Here is a 6,652-nt window from a genome sequence, read left to right as displayed (position 1 = left end):
TCCCCGTGTCGCGGCGTCGGTCAGATGACGTCGACCAAGATTTGGTTGGTGCCGGTCACGTCACCGTCGGCATCATGAATAACCACGTCGAACGCAAGGTGCGCGTCCGGGGTCACGGTCTGGGTCGCTGTGAAAGCGATGTCCGTGATCTTGAGGACATCGTTGTCCGTCGCATCCCAGTTCTGCAGTGCGATGGTCGTGCTGCCCCCGTTTGCACCGACTCCCTTTTGCAGGTCGATCGCCGTCGGTGTCTCTACGAACGCACCACCCGGTACAGTGTCGGGGCCCGTCAGACCGTTGCCGGACTGCATGATCTGGACACCCTGGAGCACCCAGTTCTCGCCGGCCGCGTTATAGTCGTTCCGCTCGACGATCACGAGACCGTCGTTGTTGTCGAGCGAGAACTCGTTGGTATACGGAGAGGGTACGCCACCCGGAGTGCTAGCCTTGTAGATGTCCTGGTTCTGCACGTACATCGCCTTCGTGGTGAAAGTGTCTGCCGCAGTGCCGGAACCCCCAAAGGCTCCGTCTGAACCGAGGTTGACGAGGTTAAGGACCAGCATCAGGTCCTCGGAGTTGCCGATACCGTCGAACTCGATGGCCATATCGTTGGCCGTCTGGGTCGGGGCGGTGTGGCCGTCGTCGGTCGCGATGCCCGGCGAGAGTTCGAAGAATCGGAGGGTAAGCGCTTCGCCCTTCTGGATCGTGTCGCCGGCAACACCGTTCGTGCTCTGGGTTGCGGAAACCCAGTCCTCGAAGTTGCTGGTGACTTGCTGGCCGGCGTTGAAAAAAGTATCGCCGGCGATCGGGCTACCGTCACCCGTCCCGTTGAACCCAAAGGGGCTCCCGCTGGGGTTTGAGTTGCCGGTGAACTGCACGAAGAAATCCTTGTCGGTCTGTTCGGGTGTCGCCGACGCATCGAAAAGTTTCTCGACCACGACGTTCGGATGGCCCGTGTTGCCGATGGGCTCCTTGGAAAGCAACTCCGAGGTGTGGAGTAGGTCCTTCGTGAAGCCATCCGCCGTATCGCTCAACGTGATGGTGTAGGTGTCGGCAGTCTTGTTGAAGCTAAGCGTACCGGCGATCGTCCCCGGCTGAACGCCAGCCAGGTCCGGGTTAGCGTCGTAAGTGGCAGCCCAGTTGAACGTCGCTGAGGTGGCAGTTTCCGACCCGGCCACGAGCGTAACGCTCGAGGTTGCGAATGCGGTCGGAGTGTTCGGTACCAGGCCGGTGACGTTGCCGGACAGCGATATGCTCGCGAAATCCGAGTGCGTGGCGTCGTAGGTCGCGAACTTGTCGTTCCCGATGTCGAAACCGAAGTCGCCAGATGCCGACTGGTTCGGGTTCGTCAGCACGTTGCTCAGGGTCTCGTGGTCACCAAGAGCCCCGCCGGGAACACCGTCGAACGCCTTCGTGATCGTCGGCCCATCGTCCGTGAAGACGAAGCTCGTGCCGATATCCTTGGTGGCCACAGCCGTGTCGCCGTCGCCGTCGGTGATGGTCGCCGTCAGCTGGATAAGGCTGGCGCTGGCCAATGTCCTGGTGTCGTTAGGATCGGCAGCGTTCGCGTGAATCACCGCACGGGACTGGTTGAATGTCACGAGACCGTCAGCGTCGATGCTGATCCGGAACACTTCGATTCCGCCGGTGATTGTGCCGAGGACGACACCGTTAGCATCGACCGAAAGGCCGACTGACAGACCGGTGAGAGTGTCAGTCAAACCGGATGCGCCGGATGCGGCCAGAGCGTATGTGATCTCGACAGGGCTTGCCGCACCGTCAGCACCACTACTATGCGGCGTGAAGATGCCGGCAAAGCTCGTCGGACCGTCGTCGGTACCGAAGTTGGTTTCGTCCACCGTGAGCGTCGGCGGAGTGCCGTTTGCCGAGATGCTCGGGCCGTCGTCCTTGAAGAAGAGATTATCGCCGATGTCCAGGGTGGCGAAATCATCATCCCCGTCAGCGTCCTCGCTGTGCGCGGTGAGCGTGACGAGGGTCGCCGCCAGCGAGATAGCTTCGTCGTAGCTGCCGGGCGGGACGGTCCCGTTACCCGGAACGTTGTGAACCATCGCCAAGCTCTGGGTGAGCGTCACGACGGCAGTCGTGGTGTTGACGCTGACCGTGAACGCGATAGCACCGTTCGCGTCAGCAAGACCACCGTCTCCGACACGACCGGTAATGCTACCGTCAAGCTCTTTGTACAGGAAAATGTGTTCCTGCGATGCCGTGTCGACAAACCCGCTGTCTGTGGCGTCCGCGGGGATGCCGAGCGCGAAGGTGAGTGCGCCCGCGCCGTCAGTCCCGAAGCTGTTCGGGAAGTTGGCGAGGAAGTTGCCGGTTGTGGTAGCACCGGCACCGCCAAGGAACGACTCGTCCACGGTGAGGTCCGGGCCGGCCCCGTTGGTGTTGACGTCCGGGCCGTCATCGTCGACGTTGATGTCGTCGCCGATGGGCGTGTCAGTGTGGGACAACGCGCGGACCTTCAGGATGTCGCTGAAGTCCACCCGGTCGTCAGGGTCGAGACCGCTCGGGTGGGCGATTGCCTCGAAGGTAACCATCTGCACAGTGGCCGACAAGTTGTCGGCGTCGGCGGGGATGATGTAGAAAGCCGCGACGATGGGACCACCTACCCCTGCGGTCGCCAGCACTGATTTCCCGTCTGCCGACGTGGTGAGGAGGATATCCTGGCCGCCGACGGTGTCGAGACCGGAATTCGCGTTGGTAAGCGGAGCGAATATCAGACTGTCAACGACTTCGTTGGCTCCCGCCGTCACCTGGATGAGGTCAGACTGGCTTGCTGCCTCAGCGGAGTCGGCGAATGCCTTCTGCGCGTCCGACAGCGTGAGACCGTTGAGAAAGGCGAGAAAAGCAGCATCGAGACTGCCGGAAATGTCGCCCCCGGCGTCGACAGAGATAGCGACATCGTCGCCGTCCGGATCATTGAATTGTACGCCGGCTGTTTGGTCGTTGACCAGCGTGCCGTTTATATTGATGGTAGCCATGATATTCATCCTTTCCGGATGGTTGACTGATTCCACAAGTCGTATTCACCGCGGCAGCAGTTATGCGCACGGCTCGGACACACGCGGAGTCCACGTTTACTGGTTTTGGAAAGACGCCCCTATGCCCCTATTTAAGGAAGATCGCGCATTGAATTGCGGCCTTCTTAGCTTGATTGTGTCGCCGTTGCAGAGGGTGCGTCCATTCGCGCTTAGATAGTATTTCGGTGAATACCCGTCCTGATCGAACGATATATATCCTTCGATAGCGTGGGCTGCCGCAGGCCTTGCGCCTGCTGTCGCAATCAGGGAACGGAGGGTATTCGCAACACCGAGACCGCTGCCGGGATCAGGTCCCGGCCGATCAGATCAGGTCCGACCCGGGATGGGCGGTGTCCTTGCCATGCGCCGCCCAGGCCAGTTCCGACCGGCTGCCGAGGTTGAGCTTGGTGTAGACGTGGTGAAGGTGCATCTTCACCGTGCCTTCGGACACATGCAGCCGCTGGGCGATGGTCTTGTTGCGCAAGCCGCGCGAGACGAGATCGGCGATTTCGCTCTCGCGCCCCGTGAGCCTGGACGTGGGCTGGGATTGCGGCCGCGGCATCAGCAGGTGCTGGACGATCTTGTTGTCGATCCATTTCTTGCCGCTCGCCACCGCGTTCACGCATTCGACGAGGAAGCGGTTGCTGATGCCGTCGAGCACCAGCCCGTCAACGTCGAGCGCCTGGATCTCCTTGACGCCGAGACCGCCGTTTGGCTGCAGGATGAAGATGACGCCGAGGGCGCGGTGGGCGGCTCTCAGTCGGGAGGAAAGACCGGCCGTCTGCGGGTCCGCTAAATCCAGGCCGATGATGGCAATATCAGGCCGCTGGCGTTCCACATGCGGAAGAACGTCAACCACGCGGTGGCACTCGGCGACAACATCGTGCCCGGCCTTCCGCAACACCCACTCCAGACCTGCGAGATACACCCCCCGCGGGTCCGCCACAACCACCGTCGACATGCGAACACCGTCCGTAAAATACGCAACGAACTTTGCCTAAATCCCTGAAAAGAATGAAACCAGAGGTTAAGCGTATTGTCAAGAAACCTCTAATATAGTTCCGGCTATAACCGCGACCTGCGGCCTATGCAAAGCAGCGCCGGCTTGCCAAGGGGGGGCCCGCGGGCATCGCCGAACTGTCGCAACGGCGCCCGCGTGCCTTTTCAGCGCTGGAATCGAAGCCCGGTGATCAGTAGCCGACCGTGAAGCGCTGCCGGATATGCCTGGGCGTCTCGATCTCGCCGGCCATCACGATGGCGTAGTCCTCGAAGGAGATGCTGCTGCCGTTGTCGGAGGAAAGCAGCGCATCCTTGCCGAGGCGGAACGTGCCGGTGCGCTCGCCGGCGATGAACAGGGCCGACGGCGACAGGAAGGTCCAGTCGAGATCGCTGATCGTCCGCAGCGTGTCGAGGAAATCGGCGCCCTTCTGCGCCTCGGTCTTGTAGATAGCCGGGAATTCCGGCGCGTCGACAAGGCGCTTGCCGGGAGCGACCTCGAGGCTGCCGGCGCCGCCGACGACGAGGTAGCGCTTGACGCCCGAAGCGCGCACGGCGGCAATCAGCGTGTCGGGATCGCTGGCGGTGAAATGCACCGAGCTCACCACCGCGTCATGCCCCTCGATCAACTCGGCGAGGCCTTCCTTGTCGAAGACGTCGCCCTTCCTGGCGGTGACGCCCGGAAGCTTCGCGATCTTGTCCGGGTTGCGGGCGATTGCCGTGATGGCGTGGCCACGGTCGGAGAGTTCTTTCAGGATGCGCGAGCCGGCCTGGCCGGAGGCGCCGATAAGGGCGATCTTCATGGCATTTCCTTTCTGCTTGGGGGACTGCTGTGCTGGGTCAAGCCGCCTGGATATGGGCGACGAGATTGTCGTAGCTGCCGAAGAGCGCGCTGGCGCCGATGAGGCGCGGCGCCTCTTTACGGATCACGGCGAGCGCGGGAACGCCATCGGCGCGCAGGCGCTGGAATAGCGCGCGGCCGCGGCTGACCAGATCGTGATGCGCCGCCAGCAGCTTCGGCGTGGGCGCCTTCAGCATGCCCGCCGCGTCCGCCATGCCGGCGTCCGTCAGGACAGCAGCGACGCCGTCCACCGTGACGATATCGCGGCCACCGACATAGCGGGCTGAATCGCCTTCAGCGCCGCAAGTCGCAGGCGCGGGTCGTCGAGGCCGGCGGCAACGATGCCGAGGGTGGCAGTGCCGGAATCGAGCAAGGTGCCGCGGACGTTCAGCACGTTGTCGACATAAGCCTGGCTGAAGACCTGCCCGCTCAGCCGCTCGATGCGCTGGTCGTTCGCCCAGGCATGGGCGGCAAAGCCTGCATCCAGCGGTCGCGCGCCGGCGCCTGAGAAGAGACCGGTCGGCAGCAACTCGAGCACCACGCCACTCTTTTCCAGCCTGTCCAGCATCGGCGTCGCGCCGTAGCACCAGCCGCAGAGCGGGTCGAAAAGATAGGTCAGCGTTGCATTGCTCATGGCCGTCTTGTCCGGATGTCTGTCTCTCGGACCTAGATGGCAGCTGGGCCGGTTGCAAAAAATAGTGATCAATCATACAGACTGTCTGATCAAATCAGACAATGGCTCGCCGATGGCCGAACTTCTGAACCTCAACCGGCTTGTCTATTTCACCACGGTGATCGAGACCGGGTCGTTCACGGCGGCCGCCGACCGGCTCGATGTCGCCAAGGCGGTGGTCAGCCATCAGGTCAGCAGGCTCGAGCAGGAACTCGGCGCTACGCTGCTGCGGCGCACGACGCGGCGCGTCACGCCGACGGAGGAGGGGCGTCTGTTCTACGACCGCGCCGCCATCATCCTGCGCGAAGCGGAAGCCGCCTATGGCGACATCGCGCGAAGCGCCGACAAGCCGACCGGGATGCTGCGGTTGACGGCGCCGCTCGACTATGGCGAGAAGATCGTGGCGCCGACCATCGCCGCCTATCTGAGGAAATATCCGAGGATGCGGGTCGAGACGATCTTCGACGACGCGGTGAGCAACCTCGTCGACGAGCAGATCGACCTCGGCATCCGGGTCGGCTGGCTGGCCGATTCCAGCAATCTGGCGCGGCGTCTCGGAACCTTCCGGCAGGTTGTCGTCGCAAGCCCGGAGCTCGCGGCCAGGCTGCCGCCGAATGTGGGCCCCCTGCAGTCAAGATCGCTGCCCTGGGTCGGCAATGCCCAGTTGCGCGGCGTCGGCCAATGGCTGTTCTCTAAAGACGACGAAACTGTGCTGGCCGAACTCAACCCGGTCGTCAGCTGCGACAAGAGCCCCGCCGTCCATGCCTGCGTGCATGCCGGCATCGGGCTTGGTATCTTTCCGGACTACAGCGTCGCCGACGACATTGCCAAGGGGCGGCTGGTGCAGGTGTTCGCAGACTGGATCTTGCCCGCCGGCGGCATCCATGCCGTCTTTCCGCCGGCGCGCTTCAGGCCGGCAAAGGTGCGTGCCTTCGTCGATATTCTGGCGGCGGCGGAAAAAAGGCGGTCACGCGGCTCCGGCTCTTGAGAAGCAGACGTCGTCATTGCGTTTGATGGCAAGCCGCATCGAGCGAATAGGCGCCTTGGCGGCCATCAAAAGAAACCGCCGCCTGTTCTCGCCTATTCGTGTTCTTCAACTAG

At 62.7% G+C, this 6,652-nt stretch carries 4 protein-coding genes and 1 pseudogene; 1 reads left to right on the top strand and 4 read right to left on the bottom strand.

The window, feature by feature from the left end:
- Window positions 1–20: 20 nt before the first annotated feature.
- The 4 genes and pseudogenes from EN745_RS26520 to EN745_RS26505 form a co-directional block, all read right to left on the bottom strand.
- Window positions 21–3,002 (bottom strand): DUF5801 repeats-in-toxin domain-containing protein, encoded by a 2,982-nt coding sequence (locus EN745_RS26520; RefSeq protein ID WP_126056142.1) that lies wholly within the window; start codon window positions 3,000–3,002, stop codon window positions 21–23.
- A gap of 361 nt (window positions 3,003–3,363) precedes the next feature.
- Window positions 3,364–4,002 carry a response regulator transcription factor gene (locus EN745_RS26515; RefSeq protein WP_127399949.1) on the bottom strand — a complete coding sequence of 213 codons (639 nt, stop codon included), beginning with the start codon at window positions 4,000–4,002 and terminating at the stop codon, window positions 3,364–3,366.
- 229 nt (window positions 4,003–4,231) lie between these two features.
- Window positions 4,232–4,840 carry an NAD(P)-dependent oxidoreductase gene (locus EN745_RS26510; protein WP_126056141.1) on the bottom strand — a complete coding sequence of 203 codons (609 nt, stop codon included), beginning with the start codon at window positions 4,838–4,840 and terminating at the stop codon, window positions 4,232–4,234.
- Between the two features lie 37 nt (window positions 4,841–4,877).
- Window positions 4,878–5,512: pseudogene (locus tag EN745_RS26505) on the bottom strand (DsbA family protein).
- Between the two features lie 112 nt (window positions 5,513–5,624).
- On the opposite strand from EN745_RS26505, the gene EN745_RS26500 reads away from it, so the two are divergent.
- Entirely contained in the window at window positions 5,625–6,539 is a 915-nt protein-coding gene (locus tag EN745_RS26500) for a LysR family transcriptional regulator (protein WP_127422631.1), read from the top strand.
- The last annotated feature ends 113 nt before the right edge of the window (window positions 6,540–6,652 follow it).

The sequence above is a fragment of the Mesorhizobium sp. M4A.F.Ca.ET.022.05.2.1 genome (assembly GCF_003998845.1).
Classification (GTDB): Bacteria; Pseudomonadota; Alphaproteobacteria; order Rhizobiales; family Rhizobiaceae; genus Mesorhizobium.
Note: the sequence above shows the minus strand (reverse complement) of the source record. Positions and strands in the feature narration are given on the sequence as shown.